The organism is Streptomyces sp. NEAU-YJ-81 (assembly GCF_017592595.1).
Classification (GTDB): domain Bacteria; phylum Actinomycetota; class Actinomycetes; order Streptomycetales; family Streptomycetaceae; genus Streptomyces; species Streptomyces hygroscopicus_B.
Genome location: NZ_JAGFNO010000021.1, coordinates 1 through 20,008 on the forward strand (window position 1 = coordinate 1; position 20,008 = coordinate 20,008).

The 20,008-nt window shown below is 68.6% G+C and carries 21 protein-coding genes; 10 read left to right on the plus strand and 11 right to left on the minus strand.

What is annotated here, in order from left to right:
• Nucleotides 1-132: 132 nt before the first annotated feature.
• The 3 genes from J5X86_RS33230 to J5X86_RS33240 all read right to left on the minus strand — a co-directional run bounded on the left by J5X86_RS33230 (nt 133) and on the right by J5X86_RS33240 (nt 1,799).
• Entirely contained in the window at nt 133-819 is a 687-nt protein-coding gene (locus J5X86_RS33230; protein WP_208520412.1) for an SDR family NAD(P)-dependent oxidoreductase, read from the minus strand.
• A gap of 82 nt (nt 820-901) precedes the next feature.
• On the minus strand, nt 902-1,045 hold the full coding sequence (locus J5X86_RS33235) for a hypothetical protein (RefSeq protein ID WP_208520562.1): 144 nt from the start codon (nt 1,043-1,045) through the stop codon (nt 902-904).
• Between the two features lie 13 nt (nt 1,046-1,058).
• A complete protein-coding gene (locus tag J5X86_RS33240) occupies nt 1,059-1,799 on the minus strand; it encodes an SDR family NAD(P)-dependent oxidoreductase (RefSeq protein WP_208520413.1) in 741 nt (246 codons plus the stop codon).
• A 93-nt stretch (nt 1,800-1,892) separates the two neighbouring features.
• On the opposite strand from J5X86_RS33240, the gene J5X86_RS33245 reads away from it, so the two are divergent.
• Complete coding sequence (locus J5X86_RS33245; protein WP_208520414.1) at nt 1,893-2,501, plus strand: TetR/AcrR family transcriptional regulator; 609 nt, start codon at nt 1,893-1,895, stop codon at nt 2,499-2,501.
• Nucleotides 2,502-2,558: 57 nt separating this feature from the next.
• On the opposite strand, the gene J5X86_RS33250 is transcribed toward J5X86_RS33245, so the two are convergent.
• Entirely contained in the window at nt 2,559-3,515 is a 957-nt protein-coding gene (locus J5X86_RS33250) for a quinone oxidoreductase (RefSeq protein WP_208520415.1), read from the minus strand.
• Between the two features lie 56 nt (nt 3,516-3,571).
• On the opposite strand from J5X86_RS33250, the gene J5X86_RS33255 reads away from it, so the two are divergent.
• Nucleotides 3,572-4,147: a TetR/AcrR family transcriptional regulator gene (locus J5X86_RS33255; protein ID WP_162953338.1), complete on the plus strand. Its 576-nt coding sequence runs from the start codon at nt 3,572-3,574 to the stop codon at nt 4,145-4,147.
• 58 nt (nt 4,148-4,205) lie between these two features.
• Here the strand turns inward: J5X86_RS33255 and J5X86_RS33260 are convergent, their stop codons facing one another.
• The 4 genes from J5X86_RS33260 to J5X86_RS33275 form a co-directional block, all read right to left on the minus strand.
• Nucleotides 4,206-4,427 carry a hypothetical protein gene (locus tag J5X86_RS33260; RefSeq protein WP_208520416.1) on the minus strand — a complete coding sequence of 74 codons (222 nt, stop codon included), beginning with the start codon at nt 4,425-4,427 and terminating at the stop codon, nt 4,206-4,208.
• A 152-nt stretch (nt 4,428-4,579) separates the two neighbouring features.
• Nucleotides 4,580-4,843, minus strand: coding sequence for a hypothetical protein (locus J5X86_RS33265; RefSeq protein ID WP_208520417.1), 264 nt, complete (start codon nt 4,841-4,843; stop codon nt 4,580-4,582).
• A 35-nt stretch (nt 4,844-4,878) separates the two neighbouring features.
• Complete coding sequence (locus J5X86_RS33270) at nt 4,879-6,237, minus strand: AAA family ATPase (protein WP_208520418.1); 1,359 nt, start codon at nt 6,235-6,237, stop codon at nt 4,879-4,881.
• A gap of 107 nt (nt 6,238-6,344) precedes the next feature.
• On the minus strand, nt 6,345-6,671 hold the full coding sequence (locus J5X86_RS33275; protein WP_208520419.1) for a hypothetical protein: 327 nt from the start codon (nt 6,669-6,671) through the stop codon (nt 6,345-6,347).
• Nucleotides 6,672-6,847: 176 nt separating this feature from the next.
• Between J5X86_RS33275 and J5X86_RS33280 the strand changes: the two genes are divergently transcribed.
• A complete protein-coding gene (locus J5X86_RS33280) occupies nt 6,848-7,699 on the plus strand; it encodes a helix-turn-helix transcriptional regulator (RefSeq protein ID WP_208520420.1) in 852 nt (283 codons plus the stop codon).
• 28 nt (nt 7,700-7,727) lie between these two features.
• Entirely contained in the window at nt 7,728-7,919 is a 192-nt protein-coding gene (locus tag J5X86_RS33285; protein WP_243982096.1) for a DUF397 domain-containing protein, read from the plus strand.
• Between the two features lie 14 nt (nt 7,920-7,933).
• On the opposite strand, the gene J5X86_RS33290 is transcribed toward J5X86_RS33285, so the two are convergent.
• Together J5X86_RS33290 and J5X86_RS33295 are read right to left on the minus strand one after the other, a co-directional pair.
• Nucleotides 7,934-9,064, minus strand: coding sequence for a hypothetical protein (locus J5X86_RS33290; RefSeq protein WP_208520422.1), 1,131 nt, complete (start codon nt 9,062-9,064; stop codon nt 7,934-7,936).
• A gap of 63 nt (nt 9,065-9,127) precedes the next feature.
• Nucleotides 9,128-10,075: an STM4015 family protein gene (locus J5X86_RS33295; protein WP_308124804.1), complete on the minus strand. Its 948-nt coding sequence runs from the start codon at nt 10,073-10,075 to the stop codon at nt 9,128-9,130.
• Between the two features lie 169 nt (nt 10,076-10,244).
• Between J5X86_RS33295 and J5X86_RS33300 the strand changes: the two genes are divergently transcribed.
• Both J5X86_RS33300 and J5X86_RS33305 read left to right on the plus strand, forming a co-directional pair.
• Complete coding sequence (locus J5X86_RS33300) at nt 10,245-11,798, plus strand: phosphodiester glycosidase family protein (protein WP_208520424.1); 1,554 nt, start codon at nt 10,245-10,247, stop codon at nt 11,796-11,798.
• Between the two features lie 162 nt (nt 11,799-11,960).
• A complete protein-coding gene (locus tag J5X86_RS33305) occupies nt 11,961-12,548 on the plus strand; it encodes a Uma2 family endonuclease (RefSeq protein WP_243982116.1) in 588 nt (195 codons plus the stop codon).
• Nucleotides 12,549-12,685: 137 nt separating this feature from the next.
• On the opposite strand, the gene J5X86_RS33310 is transcribed toward J5X86_RS33305, so the two are convergent.
• Nucleotides 12,686-13,906: a S8 family peptidase gene (locus J5X86_RS33310; RefSeq protein WP_208520426.1), complete on the minus strand. Its 1,221-nt coding sequence runs from the start codon at nt 13,904-13,906 to the stop codon at nt 12,686-12,688.
• A gap of 382 nt (nt 13,907-14,288) precedes the next feature.
• On the opposite strand from J5X86_RS33310, the gene J5X86_RS33315 reads away from it, so the two are divergent.
• The 4 genes from J5X86_RS33315 to J5X86_RS33330 all read left to right on the plus strand — a co-directional run bounded on the left by J5X86_RS33315 (nt 14,289) and on the right by J5X86_RS33330 (nt 20,007).
• Nucleotides 14,289-16,568 carry an MMPL family transporter gene (locus tag J5X86_RS33315; RefSeq protein WP_208520427.1) on the plus strand — a complete coding sequence of 760 codons (2,280 nt, stop codon included), beginning with the start codon at nt 14,289-14,291 and terminating at the stop codon, nt 16,566-16,568.
• 781 nt (nt 16,569-17,349) lie between these two features.
• Entirely contained in the window at nt 17,350-17,502 is a 153-nt protein-coding gene (locus J5X86_RS33320) for a hypothetical protein (protein WP_159037871.1), read from the plus strand.
• A 109-nt stretch (nt 17,503-17,611) separates the two neighbouring features.
• Complete coding sequence (locus tag J5X86_RS33325; protein ID WP_208520428.1) at nt 17,612-18,745, plus strand: hypothetical protein; 1,134 nt, start codon at nt 17,612-17,614, stop codon at nt 18,743-18,745.
• A gap of 2 nt (nt 18,746-18,747) precedes the next feature.
• Nucleotides 18,748-20,007, plus strand: coding sequence for an MFS transporter (locus J5X86_RS33330; RefSeq protein WP_208520429.1), 1,260 nt, complete (start codon nt 18,748-18,750; stop codon nt 20,005-20,007).
• The last annotated feature ends 1 nt before the right edge of the window (nt 20,008 follow it).

A 20,008-nucleotide genomic window follows, 5' to 3' on the forward strand; every position in this document is an offset into this window, starting at 1 on the left:
GCTAGCCGTCAGGCCCGTGATCCGTCGGTTGCTGATGATCACTGCACGAGCCGCATTCCCCACCACACGACCATGATCAACGATCACGACCTCGACGTCTCACCACCAACCATGCACGAGCTCGTTAAACGCCTACCAGGGCAGTTCTCCGTTTTCGTCCTGGAAGGTTCCTGTCGGGCCGTCCGCGTCGAGAGTTGCCAAGCGCACGACGACCCTGGCGCTCTCCTCCGGCGCCCTTCCGATTCCGAATGCCGCGGTCAGGTCGGTCGCGGTGGTGCCGGGCTCGACTGCGTTGAACTTGATGCCCGGCTGGGACTTGGCGTACTGGACCGTAAGCATGGTGGCCGCGGACTTGGAGGCGGAGTAGAGCGCCAGCGGCAAGCCGAACTCCGGCCGGTCCGGATTGGTCACTGCCCAGAACGACCCGGCGCTGCTCGAAACGGTGACCACGGTGGGGTTCGAGGATTTGCGCAGCAGGGGAAGCGCCGCCTCCGTGACGCGCACGATTCCCACCGCGTTGGTGTCGAAGGTCCGGAGAGCCGTGGGACCGTCGGTGACTCCGTCCCCCAAGATGCCCGCGTTGTTCACCAGGACGTCCAGTCGGCCCTCGGCCGAGTCGATCGTCGCCAGCGCGCTGCTCACCGATGCGTCGTCGGTCACGTCGAGCTGTACGAATCGTGCGCCAAGCGCTGCCGCCGCCTTCTCGCCTCGTTCGACATCACGCGCGCCGATGTAGACAACGTGGCCCAACGCCAGAAGCTGTTTGGCCGTCTCGAAGCCGATTCCCTTGTTGGCCCCAGTGATCAGCGTGATGGTCATGCGTGTCCTCCCGAATGTGGCCCGAGCGGGCCGTGAGCGGTTCGGAGTTGTTCATTGGGTTGCCGGCCGCCGATTACGGAGGTCAGCCGGTCAGTTGCCGGAGAAGTTCGCCGGCGTCGTGCAGGGCGGTCATGTGCACGAACCGCCCGTCGCGGACCTGATAGATGGCGTACTCGACGATCTCGAAGGAGGCGCCGGTGGGAGCCACGCCGAGCCATTCCTTCATGAGGGGACCCCTCTCAGATCTGGTTCAGCCCGCCGTCGATGTACAAACTCGAACCGGTGATGAAGCTGCTCTGCTCGGAGGCGAGGAAGGTCACGGCGGCGGCGACCTCCTCCGGGCGCCCGAGCCGGCCCAGCGGCACACGCGTTGCCAGTTGCCGCTTGAACTGCTCCGGGTCGGGGCTGAGCCCTGACATCCCGGGTGTATCGGTCGGGCCGGGCGTGATGGTGTTGACCCGGATGCCGCGTCCCTTGAGTTCGTTGGCCCAGGTCCGGGAGAACGATCGGGTGGCGGCCTTGGTTGCCGCGTACACGCCGAGCGCCTCGTCGCCCACGTCCACGTTGGTAGAGCCGTTCAGGATGACCGAAGCGCCGTCGTTGAGCAGCGGCAGAGCCTTCTGCACGGTGAACAGCGTGCCCCGGACGTTGATGCCGAAGAGGGTGTCGAAATGCTCCTCGGTGACCTGCTCGAGCGGCACGAGCGAGGCGACGGAGGCATTCGCGAACAGTACGTCCAGGCCCCGCCCCCGGCTGCGGATCGTCTCGTAGAGCCGGTCCAAGTCGGCCAGGTTCGCGATGTCGCCGATCACCGCGGTAGCCGCCTGGCCAATCACCTGGACGGCCGCGTCGAGTTCGGTCTCGCGTCGGCCGGTGATGAACACGTGCGCGCCCTCGGCCGCCAGCCGTACGGCACTGGCCAGGCCGATACCGGTGCTGCCCCCGGTGACGAGAGCGGTCTTTCCCTCAAGAAGTCCCACGTGAGTAGCTCCTCCGATTTTTGTAGCGATCGCTGCGGAAGTCGAATGCTAGCACTTCTGCAGCGATCGCTGCGGAAGGAGTAGGCTGGAAGGGTGGAGACGAAACAGAACGGCCCCATCGGCCGACCGCGAGGATTCGACGCCGACGAAGCTCTCGAGCGCGCCATGCTGGTCTTCTGGAAGCATGGCTACGAGGGGGCCAGCACGGCCAACCTGACGAACGCGATGGGCATCTCCACCACCAGCATGTACGCGGCCTTCGGCAACAAGGAGAAGCTGTTCCGCAAAGTCCTGGAGCGCTACACCGAAGGCCCGAGCGCATACCTGGCCCGAGCCATGGAGGAGCCGACCGCCCTCGGCGTCGCCACCGCGATCCTGACCGGCACCGTTCGAACCACCACCCGCCCGGCCAATCCCCACGGATGCCTGGGCGTCCAGAGCGCCCTGACCGTCAGCGACTCCGGACAGGAAGTCCGTGACCTCCTCGTCGCCTGGCGCAACGACGGCTGCTGCCGTGTCCGAGAGCGGTTCCAGCGAGCCGTCGACGACGGCGACCTGCCCCCGGACACCGATCCGGGGCTACTGGCCCGCTACGTCACCACCTTGGCCTTCGGCATCGCCGTACAAGCCGCGAGCGGTCTTGGCCGCGATGAACTCCAGGAGATGGCCGACGCCGCCCTGCGTAGCTGGCCACTCTCCTGAGCTCGTTCCTCAACCTCGGGCTCGATGGACATTCGTTGTACACCGTGCCGCCACCCGTCACGGGAGCAGCAGCAGTTTCCCGGTGGTCGTACGCGACTCGATGTCCGCGTGGGCCCTTGCCGCCTCCGCCAGCGGGTACCGACCGCCGATCCGGACGACCAGCTCGCCCCTCTCGACGAGCGCGAACAACTCGGCCGCGCGCGCCGCGAGTTCCTCGGGTGTGCGGACGTGGTCTTCGGTCACGGGGTAGGTGAGGCGGGTGCTGCGGGGGATGTCGTTCATCGCGATGGTCGGCACGTCCCCGATCAGCGGCCCGTAGAACACCAGCGTGCCGTGCGTGCGCAGTACCCGCAGCGATGCGGCGAACGTGGTCGCGCCCGCACCGTCGAAGACCACATGCACACCCTCGCCGCCGGTCAGCTCGCGCACCGGCTCGACGAACGCGTCACCGGAGGAGACCAGGACGTGGTCGGCGCCCGCGTCGGCGGCGGACCTGATCTTCTCCGGTCGCGACACCAGGCCGATCACGGTGCCGCCGCGGGCCTTGATGATCTGGGTGAGCATCATCCCGACCCCGCCGGCGGCCGCGTGCACGAGCGCGATGTCCCCCGGTCGCACCGGGTGGGACACGGTGGCGAAGTGGTGCGCGCTCAGACCCTGCACGAGCAAGGCCGCGGCCGTCTCGTCGTCGACGGCGTCGGGCACCGGCACGACACCGCTCGCCGGGAGCACGATCTGCTCGGCGTAGCTGCCGAGGTTGTTGATCGTCAGCCACGCGACACGATCCCCTGGGGCGAACCCGTGCACGCCCTCGCCCGTCTCCGCCACCACGCCGGCGCCTTCCGCGCCCGGCACCTCGGCCATGGCCTGTCCGCGGATGGCGGTGTCGAAGAAGTTCACACCCGCCACGCGGACGTCCACCAGGACTTCTCCCGGGCCCGGACGAGGTGTCGGCCGCTCCCGCAGCCGCAGCACTTCCGGTCCCCCTGCTTCGTTGACGACTATCGCTTTCATGCGGCCGAAGGTATGTTCCAAAAAATGTACCCACAAGTACACTCTGGTCGGTGACCATGAGGAAAGGTGCCGCGACCCGCCTGCGCATTGTCGAAGCCGCCGCAGCCGAGATCCGGGAACGCGGCACGAACGCCACCACGCTCGACGACGTGTGCCGGCGCAGCGGCACCGGCAAGGGGCAGATGTTCTATTACTTCCCGGGAGGGCGGGAACAGCTTCTGCTCGCGGTTGCCGAACTCGAAGCCGAGCGGGTCTTCGACGACCAGCAGCCGTATCTGAACGAACTCACCTCGCGCGCTGCCTGGGAGGCGTGGCGCGACCTCATCGTCGAGCGCTACCGCGACCAGGGGCTGCACTGCCCGCTCGGGGTGCTGATCGCCGACGTGGGCCGGTACAGCCCGGCCGCGCAGGCCGTGTCGGCGCAACTGGTGCGGCGGTGGCAGGAGTGCGTCCGAGCCGGTATCGAGGCCACGCAAGCGGCCGGCGAGGCCAACCCGGCGCTCGACGCCGATCGCACGGCCGCGGCTGTGATCGCCACCGTCCAAGGCGGTGTCACCGTCCTGCTCTCCACCGGCTCCGCGGAACATCTGGAGGCCGGGCTGAACCTCTGCCTCGACCACCTGCTGTCGTAGCCCGTAGCGTGAGTCACCATCCCGGACTGCCGCAAGATCACGCCAAACGAAGTGGCGTCTAGCCCTCCGCCGAGGCGAACTTCCAGGACCGGCAGTCCGGCTGGTGCCGCGAAGTCTGCTGAGGAATGAACACCGGCTTGGCTACCGGCTGTCCGTACAAGGCGCGCAGGGCCTCAATGGCAGCCTCGTCCCCGAGGACCACGGCTGCCGAGGGCCGGTCCGCGATGCGCCGAAGCTCTTGCAGAACGTCGGCGAGGGGCTGACGTCGCAGTCTCAGCATGCGCTTCTGCGCACCGGCCGTGTCGTCCGCCGCCAGGAGTGCGGCGCAGCCCGCCAGGGTGTCGAGGCACTGGCCGACAGCGTCCAGTCGGCCTTTGCGTAACGGACCCCGGTTGAGCTGAAAGACATCGATGGTGGCGCAGCCCCGCGGGGTCAGACAGTGGTACTCACCGCTGGTAGGTGGTTGTACCAGTCGAACACCCGACGGGGCGCGAGGCGCAGGGGCTCGAAGTGGTCGATCGCGGTGCCGAGACTCTCCGAGCAGTACATACAGCGCTCGATGCCACTGGCCATCGTACGGAGGGCCGTGGCGACGCGGGCGCGGGTGCCGTCGGCCGCGTTCCAGGCGTTCCGGGCCACCTTCTCGGTGAGACCGACCTCGGGTAATCGAGCCTGCGCCTGTGCGAGCAGTTTCACCGTTCGGCCGTCGAGTGGTGATCGTTCCAGCCGGATCATTCGTCACGCCCCAGGCGGGCGGCCACTTCGCTCACCCGCGCCGACAACGAGCTGTTCAACTGGCCGCTCAGCCGACGGTACTCGGCCAATTCCGCGTCGCTCGCCTGGCCATCCAGCACCCGGAACTCCATGGCCGCCAGCCGTCGCCGCAGTTCGTCCGCCCGCTCGGAGTACGGCGAGTCCACTCCGAAGAGGTCGGAGAGAATCGCATCATCCCCACTGCCGTACACCACTCGCTGATACAGCTCATCGTCGACCACCTCGGGCGGCCGCTCCTCCGTGGGGGCGGCCAGCCGGATCAACCCGCCGGGGTCGGCGGACTGGCAGATGTATGGACTGTGGGTCGTGACGATGAACTGGATCTCGGGAAAGTGCTGCTTCATCCACTGGCCGATCCTCTTCTGCCAGCTGACGTGCAGATGGGCGTCGACTTCGTCTATGAGTACGACCCCCGGCATGGGGATGACGGGGCGTCCGCCGCGCTCCTCGACCCGGAGTTCCCCGTAGGCGCCGTGCAGATGTCGCACCAGGTCCACGACGAGTGCGGTCACGGAGCGGTAGCCGTCACTCATGCCGCGCAGGGCCAGCACACCGCGCGGCGTGTTCACCCAGAGGCCGTCGGAATCGACTCCGGTCACCTCGTGATCATCGGGCAGCAATCCATCCCCGAGCAGCAGCTTCACCGTGTCCACCAGCTCACGTGCACCGGGACGTCCCTCGAGGCCGCGTAGGTGCTGGTCGATCAGCCAGGTGACGCCCTCGGCCAGGCAGACGTTCTCATCGAAGAGCGTTGCCAGCCGGTCGACGCGCTCGAGTCCGGCGGCGGACCGCAGGGAGGTCCCACCATCGAGTCGGCGGTACGGGCCGTATCCAAGGCACAGCCACCCCTGCGGGGTCTCCTGCCACGGCCCGGACTCGGCTCTCCGTTGAAGTGCGAAGGCGTTCGTCGTGGACGGGCGCCGCAACCGGACATGACTCTCGCCGCGCTTTGTCATCCGCTCCCAGACCATGCGGACGCTCCCGGTCTCCGGAAACCAGTCGTGGGGTGAGTCATCCGCGCTGACCCACCGGGCGTCCACATGGTCCGGCCCGACCACCGACGCCTCGACGACCGCCTTACGCGCCCCTCGTGTCATCCACTCACTGGCGTCCTTGAGCAACGCATGGGTGATGGCGGGGCCCTGCAGAACCAACGCGAGGGCTTGCAGCACCGTCGACTTGCCCGAGCCGTTCCGCCCGGCCAGCACGGTCCAGCCCGCGTAACTGCCGTCCTCACGTCGTGGGAATCGCAACCGGGCCGCCCGGTGACCGTGGAACCCCCGGACGCCGGACAGCTCCAAGTCCGTCACGTACATGTCTGTGCCCTCCTACGGACCGGAGCGAGTGCCTCTGCGCAGACTATCGATCCAGGCACCCCGGCATGGCCCATGAGCGGGGCAGCGCGCCCCGCCCTCTCGGGTGTTCAAGCGGCCTCGGCGTGGTCGAGCGCGGCGGTCCCGGACCGGCTGAGCCACACCAGCCTCGCCGTCACGCCGCCCTCGTCACCGCCGCGCGTGAACCATCGCAGGGCCCGCTCCGGCGAGTTGAGGACCATCTGCCCGGTGCCGTCGGCCGTGGTCACGTGGACGGGGCCCTCATCGAAGGCCAACCCCCACGCCGCGACACACCCGTCTTTCAGACCGGGCCGCACCTCGTGCTCCTGGACGACGGCGAAGATTCTGGGCGCGATGGCGAGGACGAGGTCGCAGAGTTCCTTGTCGAAGAGTTCTGGGGAGTGCGGTGTCTCCATCTGGGCCTCCACGGGGGCAGTAGGCTTCGGCTGCCGCTCATCGCTACGTGATAAGCGCGTCACGTAAAGTACGCCACAAAGTTGTGCCCGCCACAACTTTGTGGCGGGCATTGGGGGCCGATAGAGCTACAAAGACGAACGTCTGTCGGGTTATCAAGAAGTCGGAGGCAACGGGCATGGCGGTGAGGAGTCAGCCCACGGCACGCCAGGAGCGGCTGGGAACCGAACTGCGGAAGATGCGTGAAGCGGCGGGCTTGACCGCCCGAGAAGCGGCCGAACGGGTCGGAACAACCTCGGCCCAGATGAGCCACGTGGAGGCGGGACGGGCGGGCGTCAGCGAGGAACGGCTGCGTCGAATGGCGACTCATTACGCCTGCCTCGACGACACGCTGATCGACGAGTTGGTCGCCATGGCCGCGGAACGCGACAAGGGGTGGTGGGAGGAGTACCGGGGAACCCTCGCGCATGGAGCCCTGGATCTCGCCGAACTGGAGTACAGATGTCGCCGCTTGCGCACCTTCCAGGGTGTCTACATCCCTGGGCTTCTGCAGGTCGAGAGCTACACACGCGCCCTCATGGCTTACGGCATTCCCCAGCCGTCACCACGCCAACTGGAAGCGCTGGTCGCATTCCGTATGCGACGGCGGGAGGTCCTCGATGGCGAATCGCCTCCCGCGTATGAAGCAGTCATTCATGAAGCCGCGCTGCGGACACTCGTCGCCGACCGGGACGTCGCACGCCAACAGCTCGGCTTCATACTGGAACAAGGCGAGCACCCGAGCATCACCGTCCGGGTGGTGCCGTTCGGCGTGGAAGGTTTCGGTGGCGCCGGGACCCCCGTGTTGTATGCACACGGCTCCGTGCCGAGGCTGGACACCGTACACGTCGATGTGCCGCACGGCCCTATCATGCTGGATGCGGAGTCGCAGCTCGCGCGGTATCGCGCACTTCTCGACAAGGCCCTGACGTTCTCCCTGTCGGCGGAGAAGTCTCAGGACTTCATCCACACCATCATGCGGCAACTGTGAAGGGCGGGATCGGATCATGGATAAGCCGATGACATGGCGGAAGTCATCGTTCTCCGGGCATGGCGAGACCAACGACTGCGTTGAACTCGCCGCGGTGTGCGGTGAGATACGGCTCCGGGAAAGCGACACCCCCGCCGACATCCTCACCACCACACCGGGCTCACTCGGAACCTTCATACGCGCCGTCAAGGCCGGGGCGCTCGACTACCTCGGGCGGTAGCCACAAGACCGGCATTACCGGTGCAACGCGCGCACCTCCGGGTAGTCCACCTCGTCGGGCAGCCGGTAGCCCAGAGCGGTCAGCCGTGACGCGACGTCTGCCGGGCTTCGTCCCGTCAGGCTCGCGCTACGGAGCACGTGTTCCAGGTGGACGCCGTCCAGGAACGAGCGGTCGACCGTCTCCAGGAGCCGGATGTCCGCCACGTCCGCGACGGCGGGCAGCTTGGCGTTCTCGTGCAGCCAATGGCCCAGCGTGTCCAGCCTCTTGGCGATGTCCGCGGGGCTGCGCCCCGTGGCGAGCGCGGCGCGCAGGATGTGCCGCAACTGCACCCCCACGACGGTGTTCCGCTCCAGCCAGGGAGCACGGCCGTCGAGTTCCTCGCTGAGGATCCGCAGGTCGTCCGCCTCCAGGGTGTCCGGCACGGTACTCGGGCGGGGGTGGCCCAGCTCCGCCAAGCGGGACACGATATCCGCCGGACGACGGCCGGTCTCCTGGGCGATGGCGAGGACGGGCTCACCCGGGTCCCGGAGGATCCGCTCGTCCTCGGGTTCGGGGGTGTACGGCAGCCGGATGCCGAGCGCGGTCAGTCGTGTGGCGACGGTGTGCGGGTTGCACTGCAGCGTCCAGGTCACGTTGCGCACATGCCCGATCGACGCCTCCGCGCCCCAGTCCAGCCACTCGCCATTGCCCCCGGGGCCGGTGCGGATCAGCACGATGTCCCGGGTGTCCGGGGTGTCGGGCAGCGGATGGTCGGCCGGGACCGGGCAGCCGAAGGCGGTCAGCCGCCGTGCGGCCTCGGCGGGGCTCCGGCCGTGCCGCCCCGCCGCGGCGAGCAGATTCCGCAGCGACACGGGCTTGCCGACCTCGAGCCAGGAGAAGTTGTACGTATCCCCCTTGAGCAGCAGAGCGTCGTCCGGGTCCACCGTGCGGGGCAGCGGGGTGGCGGGAAGCTCGATGTCGTCATAGCCGAGTTCGGTCAGCCTCGACACGATGTCGGCGGGACTGCGGCCCAACGTGGCTGCGGCGTACAGGACATGACCGAAGGGCACCCGCCGGTCGGGCTTGATCCAGGAGGTGTCATTTCTCCAGCGGAGACGGGTGAGCCGGCGGTCCTCCGGGTCCTGAGGTTCAGTGCTGTTCGTCATGGTGGGCCTTTCGGGAGCGGTGCGGGCGGGAGGGGCGGGTGCGGCGAGGATCGGGCCGGAGGGTCATTCGGCCACCGCGATATAGCGGCCGCTTCCCCCGTGCTCCTCGTCGGCGTCCCCCCAGCCGTCGTCCTCCTCCTCTTGCCTCCCGTACAGGTTCACCCGCACCCCCGCGGGCTCCAGCGCGGTCCATATCCGCAGCATCATGGCGTCGCTGAGGAAGTGGTGCGAAAGGTCGAGCTCCTCAAGGTGGGTGAGCGGCTGCCCGTGCAGCAGCGCCTCCGCGCCCGCGTCGGAGAGCGCGCCCATGGACAGGCTCAACGAGGTGAGCTGTGCCACGACCGGTGCGGAAGCCAGCGCGGCGGCCAGCTCGTCCTGGATGGGGCTGTTCTGCAACCCCAAGTGGCGCAGGGCGGGCTTGCGTTCGGCCCGGAGGAGCGGGGCGAGCTGCTCGACGGTGGTGCCGCCCCCGTACCAGTCGTCGCCCAGCCACAGCTCCAGCCGCTCCAGCGAGGGCAGGTCGGCGGCGGCGATGTTCTCCGCCGCCGCTGGAGGCAGCCCGCCGGACTCCATACGCAGCGCCCGCAGTCCCGCGTGGCCGGTCACGGGGAAGTCCAGCCCCTCTCCGCCTCGGACGACGAGCTCCCGAAGCCCGGGGAACGCCTTCAGGATCGGCGCGAGATCGGACTGCTCGATGGACGAGATCATCTCCTCCTCGTCCTCGAGGTCGCTGAGGAAGAGCGCTTCGAGACCGGTCAGCCGGGAGCTCAGGTCGATGAGCGCCTGGTCGGGCAGGTAGTGCAGGCCGTGCCCGAGGATCAGTGCCCGCACCTTCTCCAGTTCCACCGTGCTGGTGAAGCGGTCCCAGCAGTCCTCATAGTCCTCGTCGGTCGAGTACGGCCCGGCCTCGAGCCGCCAGGCGACGGAGGCGGCATCGGGCAGAAGCGTGGCGGGGGTATACGGCGGAACGGTCAGCACCGGTAACCCGTAGAAATTCTGGGCGTGTTGCACATACGACAAGAGGAGACTCCCGAGGCTCCGTGTCCGACAGCTGTGCGCTTGTTCTATCAGCAGCCCTGGACACGGCCATCGGCCATTCCCCCCGCCGTTCACCGTACGTTCCGCGGGCCGCCCTCCTTGTGTGTCGGCGCGGCCCACGGGCGGCGCTGAACTTCCGGTCATGCGCAACGAAGAGAGCACTGCCCGTCGGGGTTTCGGCGTCCGGATGGGGGCCGCGCTGGGAGCCGCCGTCGTCGTGGCGGTCATCCAACCACCGGCGCTGGCGGCGCCGGATACCGGATCCTGGACGACGGAGACGGTGGCCCCGGGGGTTCAGGTGCGGGCCGGGGTTCTCCGGGACGCGGATGCCAAGCCGGTCTGGACCGTCACGGTGCAGGGGCCCGGCTCCGCGCCGCTGGGCGAGCGGTCCTGGGCGGACGCCACGGCGGGGCGGCTGCGCGAGGCGGGGTTCGACCCGCGGGTCGAGCGCGTGGTGTGGCCCGCCTACGCGGATACGCCGCACGGCACCATGGGGTGGCGGGTGCGGGTGGGCTCGTACGGCACCTCCGATGAAGCGCAAGGCGCGCGAGAGAAGGTCGCCGGGGCCGGGTTCACGGCGGTGGCGGAGTGGACCGGCTACGACGCGCAGCAGCCCGCCGACCGGGAGAGCGTCCATGTGGCGGTGATCGACCCGGCCCGGTTCACCGGCACGGTCGAGGGCACCCACGACGACAGTGTGGCGGACCGCGAGAAGACCTCTTCGGTCGCCGCGAAGCTGGGCTCCCTGATCGCCGTCAACGGTGGCTTCTTCGTCACCGCCGACGCCGACGGCGTCCAGGGAACGATGGCCGGAATCTCCGCGTACGACGGGGAGCTGGAGTCGATGGCCGCCGGTTCGCGGGCCGCGCTGATCCTCGCGGACGGCGGCCGGCACGCCCGTATCGCCGACCTGACCAGCACGGTCACGGCGCGGGCGGGGTCGTCCACGTATGCGGTGCAGGGCATCAACCGGGTGCCCGGCAAGGTGCGCAACTGCGGCCGCCCCGGGGCCACTCCGACCGAGCTGCCCCGGCAGGATCTGACCTGTTCCGAGGCCGACGACCTGGTGAAGTTCACCCCGAGGTTCCGCGCCGGGCTGCCCACCGGGCCCGGCACCCAGGTCGTGCTCGACGCCGACGGCCGGGTGGTCTCCACCGGCCCGCGCGGCGGTACGGTCCCGGCCGGGGGCTCCGTGCTCCAGGGCATCGGCGCCGCGTCCGACTGGCTGACGGCCCACGCCCGGCGGGGCGAGCGGATCGCGCTGGAGGAGGTCGTCCGGGACACCTCCGGCCGCCGGGTCCGGCTCGACTCCGACGACAGCATCGTCAGCGCCGCCCCCACGCTGGTGAAGGACGGCCGTATCGCCGTCGACGCCGCCACCGAGGGCACCCTCGACCCGAAGAACCTCTCCTTCGGCTACGCCTGGTCGACCGTGCGGCAGCCCCGCACGATGGCCGGGCTCGACAAGAAGGGGCGGCTGATCCTGGCCACGGTGGACGGCCGGCAGCCCGGTGTGAGCGAGGGCTTCACCCTGGAGGAGGCCGCCCGCTTCATGCGCTCCCAGGGCGCCGTCCAGGCCCTTAACCTGGACGGCGGCGGCTCCACCGCCATGGCCGTGAACGGCAAGCTCGCCAACATCACCTCCGACGCGACGGGCGAACGCCCGGTGGGCGACACGGTCCAGGTACTGCCGTAAGCGCGGACCGGCGGTCATCGCCGCGTGTTCAGATCACTCCTGTGGGTGATATTCACACCTTTAGGCCCGAGTGCCACGGCTCGGGCTGGAAGTGTCGGCGGTCGTCAGAGCTGCGTGCCATGCTGGAGCCAAGGAACACACGAGGAGGCGGTGGTGGCGATCATGAGCGTCGCTGAGACGCGAGTCGACGATCACGAAGGCCCCTGGACGGTCGAGGACGTTCTTGCACTCCCGGAGCATCCGGCACGAGCCCGCTTCGAACTCGTGGACGGTGTCCTCATGATGTCCCCTGCTCCCGACTGGGACCACCAGACCGTGTCTTCCGAATTGCACAGCCAGATCAAGGTCGCCCTGGCCCGGTCCGGTGCACCGTTTCGCTCTGGCGAGGCGGTGAACGTCACGGGGGAATCCAGACTGTTCATCCCCGACATCGCGGTTGTCGACCGCGCCGCCGTCCCACGCGGCACACTGGCCGCGCCCCTCGACGCGGCCGTGCTTCTGGGGGAAATCGTCTCGCCGTTCAACCGAGCGGCCGACCGCATCCTCAAGCCCGCGTTGTATGCCCAGGCGAAGGTGCCCGCCTATTGGCGGGTCGAGATGGAACCGGATCTGTGCGTGGTGGTGCACGCGCTGGACGGGGACACCTACCGCGAGGTGGCCACGGTTACAGGCAAGGCTTCCGTCGACGTCGCCGGAGAATTCACCGTCGACCTGGATCTCGACGCCGTGCGCCGCGAGTTGGAAGGCTGACGCCGGGTCCTAGCACCTCGGTCACCGAGGTAGCACACGAACCGCGTCCAGCATGCCAGGGGCGCAACCGGCTGCCCGGCTGCGCCCCTGGGGCTGATCACTTCACCTGCATGAGCCTTGGTGGGCCTTACTTGGGCTTACTCGACGACCTTCAGCAGCTTGTTCGGCGTGCCGTCGCCCGGGTTGGAGATCTTGTCGGCGGTCGCGCCGTCCGTCAGCGCCTTCGCCACGTCGGCCGGCTTGGCGTCCTGGTGGCCGCTGAGGTAGACGGCGGCGGCGCCCACGACGTGCGGGGTGGCCATCGACGTACCGGAGATGGTGTTGGTGGCGTCGTCGTCGGTGTTCCAGTCGGAGGTGATGTCCGAGCCGGGGGCGAAGATGTCCACCACGTCGCCGTAGTTGGAGAAGTCGGACTGCTCGTCCTGGTCGGTGCTGGAGGCGACCGTGATCGCGTCCTTCACCCGGGCGGGAGAGCTCTGGCTGGCGTCGGAGGACTCGTTGCCCGCCGCGACGGCGAAGGTGACACCGGAGTCGATGGCCTTCTGCACGGCGGCGTCGAGGGCCTCGTCGGGGGTGCCGCCCAGGCTCATGTTGGCGACGGACGGGCCCTCGTGGTTCTCGGTGACCCAGTCGATGCCCGCGACGACCTGCTCGGTGGTGCCCGAGCCCTGGTCGTCCAGGACGCGCACCGCGACGACCTTGGCCTTCTTGGCGACGCCGTGCTCGGCTCCGGCGATGGTGCCGGCCACGTGGGTGCCGTGGCCGTTGCCGTCGTCGGCGTCGTCGTCGTTGTCGATCGCGTCGAAGCCGGACGTGGCCCGGCCCTCGAAGTCCTTGTGGCTGGTGCGGACACCGGTGTCGACGACGTAGGCGGTGACGCCCTCACCCGCGCTGTCGGGGTAGTTGTACGCCTTGTCGCCCTCGGTGTCTTCCTGGTCGATCCGGTCCAGGCCCCACGACGGCGGGTTCTCCTGGGTGCCCTTGACCGTGTAGCGGTGGTTCTGGACCACCTTGGCGACCGACGGGTCGGCGGCCAGCCGCTTGGCCTCGGTGTCGCTCAGCCCGCTGGCCGAGAAGCCGTTGATGGCGGAGTCGTAGGTGCGGCTCAGCTTCCCGCCGTACTGCTCGGCGAGGTCCTTGCCCTCGGCGGCGGCCTTGACGCTCTTGCCGCCCTTGAGCATGACGATGAAGCTGCCGTCCACGGCGCTCTTCGACTGGGTGCCGTAGACGGTGCCCTCTGCGGGCTTCGCGGTGGTGGCCCCGGCCGGAACGGCCACGAAGACACCGGCGGTGACGGCGGTCGCGGCGGCTACGGCGAGGCCGAGTCGACGCGCGTTGCGCTGCTTGTGAACTGCCATGACGAGGGTTCCTCCTCGTGCGGTTGTGGGGGGTAATCCGCACCGGGATCACGTCGGATCCCGTAAGTGCGAAAGAGCCGGAGTGTGTTGGGGCCACTCCGGTTCTCACACGACCCTGACTGATGAGTACGGGTCAATTCAAGATCCCCGGCGATGTGTGACATAGGCAACGTTCTCGCGTCCGCCGCGCTCCCGACCACAAGGTCAACGCCCTTTAGATGTAAGGGGCTTGCATCGGGAAGGTAGGGCTGTCCCCCCTTCTTCGGATGGAGGGAACCACCGGAGGGTTCACCGGTCAGCAGGATGGGTCGGTCCGCCGCCGCGGCCTAGCGTCGTCCATGAGTGGCGGGGACGTTCCGCCACCAGGGCATAAGGGGATGTCGTGGCGGACACAGGCCGCTTGGAGAGGCCGCGCGGGATAGCCGCTCGCGCGGGCAGTTGGAGCGCCCGTCACCGATGGGCGGCGGTCGGGGGCTGGGTGCTGCTCGTCATCCTCGCCCTGGCCGTCGGCTCGATGACGGGCCGGGTGGATGTGACGGACAGCGAGCAGGTTCCCGGCGAGTCCGGGCGTGTCTCGACGATTCTCGACGAGGCGGGCATTGACGCCGCAGCCGGGGAAACCGTCCTGATCCAGGCGAAGGACGGCGGGCTCACCGCGAACGACCCGGCCTTCCACAAGGCGGTCGACGCGGTGATCGGCGGCGTACGCGACACCGGCCAGGTGACCGCCCTCCGGTCCCCTTACGAGACGAAGACCATCTCCGCCGACCGGCGCTCCGCGCTGGTGCAGTTCGAGATGCGCGGCGACCCGGAGAAGGCGACGGAACACATCCAGCCGGTCCTGGACGCGGTGGGCAAGGCCCAGGACCGCCACCAGGACCTGCGGATCGAGGAGTTCGGCGACGCCAGCGGCCAGAAGGCGTTCGACGACGCGTTCGGCGACGACTTCACCCAGGCCGAGTTCTCCGCGCTGCCGGTGGCCCTGGGCATTCTGCTGATCGTCTTCGGTGCGCTGGTGGCCGCGCTGCTGCCGGTCGTGCTCGCGATGACGGCGTTCCTGGCCACCACCGGTCTGGTGGCGGTGGTCAGCCACTGGGTGCATATGAGCGACACCGCCAACTCCGTGATGCTGCTGGTGGGGCTGGCCGTCGGCGTCGACTACTGCCTGTTCTACCTGCGCCGGGAGCGTGAGGAGCGCGCCGCCGGGCGGGACGCGCAGACCGCGCTGCGGATCGCGGCGGCCACCTCCGGCCGCGCCGTCCTGGTCTCCGGTGTCACGGTGATCGTGGCGATGGCGGGCATGCTCTTCACCGGGATCGCGGAGTTCAAGGCGATGGGGCTCGCCACCTTGATGGTGGTGGCGGTGGCGATGGTCGGCTCGGTGACGGTGCTGCCCGCGCTGCTCTCGCTGCTCGGTGAGCGGGTGGAGAAGGGCCGGGTGCCGTTCCTGGCCCGCGCCAAGCGGCGCGGCGGCGGCGAGAGCCGGGTCTGGCGCACCGTACTCGGCCCGGTGCTGCGCCGCCCCAAGCTGTCGCTGGCCCTCGCCAGTGGCGCACTGATCGCGCTGGCCGTCCCCGCCGTGGGGATGAACACCGCGAACCTCACCCTGGACCAGGAGTTCGGCGACCGGCTGCCGGTCGTCACCGCGTACAACCACATCGACGAGGCGTTCCCGGGCGGGTCCGACCCGGCCAAGGTCGTGGTGAAGGCGGACGACATCGACGCGGCGCCGGTACGCGATGCCCTCGCCCGGTTCCGTACCGAGGCCGTGGCGAAGGGCGCCTCCAAGGGCCCGGTCGAGGTGACCGTCCACCGGAAGCAGAACGTGGCCGTGGTGGAGGTCCCGCTGATCGGCGGCTCGGACGAGGGCAAGGCCGAGCGGAGCCTGAACGTGCTGCGGGACGAGGTGCGCCCGGCGACGCTCGGCACGGTGGACGGGCTGGACGCCCCCATCGGCGGTTCGACCGCCTCCTCCAAGGACTTCAACGACAAGCTCGGCTCGGCCGTCCCCCCGGTCTTCGCCTTCGTGGTGGTCTTCGCCTTCCTGCTGATGCTGATGTCCTTCCGGTCGCTCACCATCGCCGTGACCTCCATCGTGCTCAACCTGCTGTCGGTGGGCGCCGCGTACGGCATCCTCACCGCGGTCTTCCAGCACGGCTGGGGCGCGGGTCTGGTGGGCGCGGAGGGCGTGGGCGCGATCGTCTCGTGGCTGCCGCTGTTCCTCTTCGTGATCCTGTTCGGGCTGAGCATGGACTACCACGTCTTCGTGGTCTCCCGGATCCGCGAGGCGCGCCTGGCCGGGCGCAACACCAAGGACGCGGTGGTGCACGGCGTGGTCACCACGGCGGGCGTGGTCACCAGCGCCGCCGTCATCATGGTCGCGGTCTTCTCCATCTTCGGAGCGCTGTCGATGCAGTCCATGAAGCAGATGGGCGTGGGCCTCGCGGCCGCGGTCCTCATCGACGCCACCGTCATCCGGGGAGTGCTCCTCCCGGCCGCGATGCTGCTGCTGGGCGAGCGCAACTGGTACCTGCCGAAGTGGCTGCGGTGGCTCCCGGACCTCGCCCACGACGAGCCCGCCCCGGCCCAGCGGCCCACCGCCCCGGTGGGTGCCCCCGCGAGGCCGGACGCGGACGACCGGCCCCGGCACGCCAGGGTCTGACCGCTCCAGGCGCCCGAGCGCCCGCACACCCGCGCACCCGGTCACATGGCCTTCGGGCCGTGTGACCGGTTCGGTGTGTGGGGTGGAGAAGACGCCGCGGGGTGTCCTGGCCGCGGTCCGACACGGTGCCCACCCTGCCGGTCGCCTCCTCGATCCGGGCGTTCAGCGCGTCGGCGAGGAACTGCTGGGTCCGCTGACCCGCGGGATACTCGCCGTCCGTTCCCGGCGGGGCCCACGTCGACGCCGGCCGGGCAGGCTCCGCGCCGACGAGGCGTACTTCTCCGCCGAGCACCTGGCCTGGCGCCGCGAGCCCGGCATCGTCCCGCGCATCGCGCGCGTCCAGGGACCGAATCGAGCCAACGGCTCGGCCGCCGGCGTTGGAAGATCGATCGGTCGATCGCCTGGCTCTTCAGCTACCGGCGGCTCACCGTCCGGTACACGAGCGCAAGGGGACGCATTTCCTCGCCTTCCTCGGCCTGGCAGCCGCCCCGACCGCTACAAGAAGCTGGCAAAACTCGCCACGCGAGAAACACTCTTAAGGGTGACGTCTCGGTGTGCGAAAAGATCAGGTGGATTCTTGGCCCGTTCTCGCTCGGGAATTTCGTTCGCTCCGCCACTGCCGAATAGGCCGTTCCATTTCGGTCCATGGAACGACAGCCTTCTCAATACCGCCTGGTCCCAGTGCGGCAAGTTGGCTGGAAGTTGCGTAAGCATTCTGGTTGCTTTGCATATCCATAATGCATAGCGTCGTACCACCGTTGTTGTCTGAGAGGAAGTCAGGATGACGCAAGCTCATACCGCGGAAATGGCCACGTACGAGTCGCTGGTCGAGGACGCACTGCGCGAGCTCTCCGCAGCCGAATCGGACGAGGTCCTCGTGCCGGTCGGCAGTGGTGACGAGGGGCCGCTGATGGCGTGGTTCGTCTCCACCTGACAGTGCCGGCAAGGCTCTCGGGGTTCCGGCCGCACGTGATCCCTGCGGCCGGATCCCTCCCTTTGCCCGGAACTCCCATCGACCCGGCCCGAAGCAGGAGGAGCACGTCTTGACCGCTGTGCAGTCCAGCCGCGACTTACAGGATGGAGTCGATGCACTCCTCGACCGGTATGCCGGCCTCTCCGTCCGCGATCACTGCATCGTCGTCTTCGCCCCGGACAGTCGGGAGGCGGCCGCCTGGTTAGTCGCCGGACTGAAGCAGCGAAAGATCAGCAGCCAGTTCATCGCCATGCGACCACTTGTGGATCTCGGATTCGCCGCACGCCTGAAGTCCGCCGTACCGGACGCTGAAACCTTCACCGGCCGGCTCGTCATATTCACGCTCGAACGAGACACGATGTCCCACTTCTCGCCGCTCCTGCACGTGATGCAACAGTTCGGTAGTGACCGGTGCATGGTGGTCCGCATCATCAGCGCGTCCCGAGAGTTCTTCGAGCAGGCCCTCAACCTCGGACCGGACGAACTCAGTGCCCGGAACGCCGCACTGCTGACCCGCCTGACCAAGGCCGACAGCATCAGAGTCCGCAGCCGAGGCGGCACCAACCTCCGTATCCAGCTTGACGCCGGGCGGTACGACTGGATCAGCAATCGCGGCGTGTGGCGGCCGGGCGGCTTCACCATCCTTCCGGCGGGGGAGATCGCCACTTACCCCGCCAGGATCGACGGCCGCCTGGTGGCGGATGGGGCTCTCAACTGCAACGTCATCACCCGCATCGACACACGGCTGACGGCCCGCCCTCTAACGGTTGACATCATGGACGGGCGCGCTACGGGCTTCACCGGTGGCGATGACGACGTCCGTGAGCTAGTGGCACTGTGTTTCAAGCAGCCGTACGGCACCCGGGTGGGCGAACTGGGTTTCGGAACGAACTCGGGCATCGACCGGTTCATTCCCGCCAACTCGCACATCAATGAACGGCGAGTCGGAGTGCACATCGGGTTCGGGCAGCACAATCAGGATCGTGCCGTGGTCGACTACGAGGAGAAGGTGCACCTCGACCTCATCACCGACGGCGCGCAGATCTACATCGACGACGAGTCCGAACCCGTCGATCTGGACAACCTCCAGCTGTCCGGCGCCGACCACCCTGAGCTGGTGCGGGACGAGGACATCACGGGCGACTGCTGTGGGTTCGGCTACGGAGAGCTGACGGAACCCGCGGCGGCGAGCACGGTCGGCTGAGCATGCCCAACCTCAAGACTCTCTTGGCCGGCCGCCTGGCCGGCAGCGCAATGGAGCTGCGCAGCTTTCGGTTCCTCTGGGCGGGGCAAGCGGTCAGCGCCGTGGGAGACCAGCTCTTCAACGTGGCCGTATCGCTCCGGGTGATCGAGAGCGGCGGAGACGCCGGCGACGTCGGGCTGGTGATCGGCGCCCGGATGCTCGCCACGGTCCTGTTCGCGCTGCTCGGCGGTGTCTGGGCAGACCGCGTGCCCCGGCGACGGGCGATGGTGCTTGCCGACGCGTTCCGGATGGTGGCCATCACCGTGGTGGTGCTGGGCGCGTTCGACACGGCGACCCTATCGCTCGCTGTGATGACCTTCCTGGTGGGCAGCGGTGAGGCGTTCTTCCGGCCCGCGTACGGCGGTCTGGTGCCCTCAATCGTGCCCGAGGACCGGCTGCTCAGCGCCAACGTCTGGCGAGGCAGCATGGAGAGCGCGGCAGCCGTGGTGGGGCCCGCGCTCGGCGGCGTGCTGGTGGCCACCGTCGGCACCCGGGTGGCCTTCGCCGTCAACGCGGCAACGTTCGCGGTCAGCCTGCTGTGTGTCCTCGCGGTCACCGAACCGCCGATGAAACGGCCGACGACCCGCTCCTCCATCATCCAGGAGGTCAGCGAAGGACTGTCGGCGGTACGCCGCGTCCGCTGGACATCGGCCATCCTCGCCATGACCGCCGTGCAGACCATGCTGGTCGTCGCCCCCCACATGGTCCTCCTGCCGATCATCACCCAGGAGGAGTTCTCCGGGCCCTCCACCTACGGCTTCGTCATCGCCATGTTCAGTCTCAGCGGCTTCATCGGCACGATCGTCGTCGGACGGATCCGGCTGAAGCATCCCGGAACGAGCGCGATGATCTTCAATGCCCTCTTCACGCTCGTACCGCTCGTCCTGCTCAGCCCGTTCTCACTGTGGTGGGTGGTAGCCGGGTACATGATCGCCGGATTCGCGATGATGCCCTTCAACACGCTCCTGCACACAGCACTCCAACGCCAGTTCGCCCCGTCGATCCTCGGCAGGGTCAGCTCGGTCGACTGGCTGTGCAGCCTCGCTCTGCTGCCGCTGGGCCTGGCCTTCATCGGGCCGCTGGCAGAAGCAGTGGGCCGCACGACCGTCCTCGTCGTCGCCGCGGTCGTCCAGCTCGGCGCCGCACTGCTGGCGCTGACGGTGCCCGGGGTGCGTGATTTCCATCAGGAAGAACAGTCGGTCCCCGAAGACGCGAAGGTATGAG